1 protein-coding gene is annotated in these 1,024 nt (G+C 70.2%); it reads right to left on the reverse strand.

Going from position 1 to position 1,024, the window contains the following annotated elements; genetic code table 11:
* The coding region (locus tag ACIQU6_RS45095; RefSeq protein ID WP_403488603.1) for an IS4 family transposase at positions 1–993 on the reverse strand (993 nt) is incomplete at its 3' end.
* Positions 994–1,024 lie beyond the last annotated feature (31 nt).

Raw genomic sequence — 1,024 nt, forward strand, 5'->3', positions numbered from 1 at the left:
GGTGGCCTTCACGCTGGCGTAGCAGGTTTCTGCCTGCCATCTCTCGTGATACAGCGTCACAAGCCGGTCGGCGGGGTGATGTTTGTGGTCGAGGAGGCTGGTGACCAGCCGCCACGGTTCACGGCGGACGGTGCCGTCGGCGAGCGTGACGGTGATCCAGGCCTCGATCACGCGGACGGTCAGGTGCTGGTAGCCGTGTCCGGCGCGGTAGGGCGCGGACAGTCGGGCCAGATAGGAGCCGTCCGCCAGCCGCCGCTGGATGAGGGGACGCCGGGCGGCGGAGGAGCGCACCAGGAAGTTGGCGCCGGTGGCGCTCACATCACGCAGGAAGGCGATGGCGTCGAAGCCGGCGTCCGCGAGGACCAGCATCCATGCGTCCAGGCGGTCCAGCAGGCGAGTGGCGTAGACGAGTTCACCGACAGCCTCTGTCCCGAACGCGGCGGCCAGCACCGCACGGGTGCCGGTCTCCACCAGCGTGACCAGCCGCAGCAGCGGGTAGCCGAACTCGCGCTCCTCACCACGCCGTTTCGGGAATCGGGCGGTGACCGGATCGCGGTCGGGCAGCTGCAGGCCGGTGCCGTCGAAGGCGACCGTGCGCATTCCCGACCAGTACGCGCCGGGAGCGTCCCGCCAGGCCACCGGTCCGGACACGGCCTCGAACAACGCCTTGAGCGGCCCGGCCCCGAGCCGGCGCCGGGCCCGCAACAGCGACGAGGAATGCGGACAGGCCAGACCGAGACCTCCCAGCGCCCCGGTGAGCTTGCCCCACACCGCCCGGTACGAGCAGTCCTCGAACAGGGCCAGCGCGAGGACGAAGTACACCACCACCCGGGCGGGCAGCAGCCGGACCCGTTGCTGCACCGCCCGGCTCTCCTCAACCACCGCATCCACCAGCGCGAAGTCCACCACCTGCGTCAACTCGCCTATACGTCCCGGCGCGAACACACCCCCGGCCGCCTCGACCGTCCGGGTGATGACAGACTTCTCCTGCAACGGGACTCCTTGCTTGATCGACTCGCTTCGC

Source organism: Streptomyces sp. NPDC090442 (genome assembly GCF_044769405.1).
Lineage (GTDB): Bacteria > Actinomycetota > Actinomycetes > Streptomycetales > Streptomycetaceae > Streptomyces.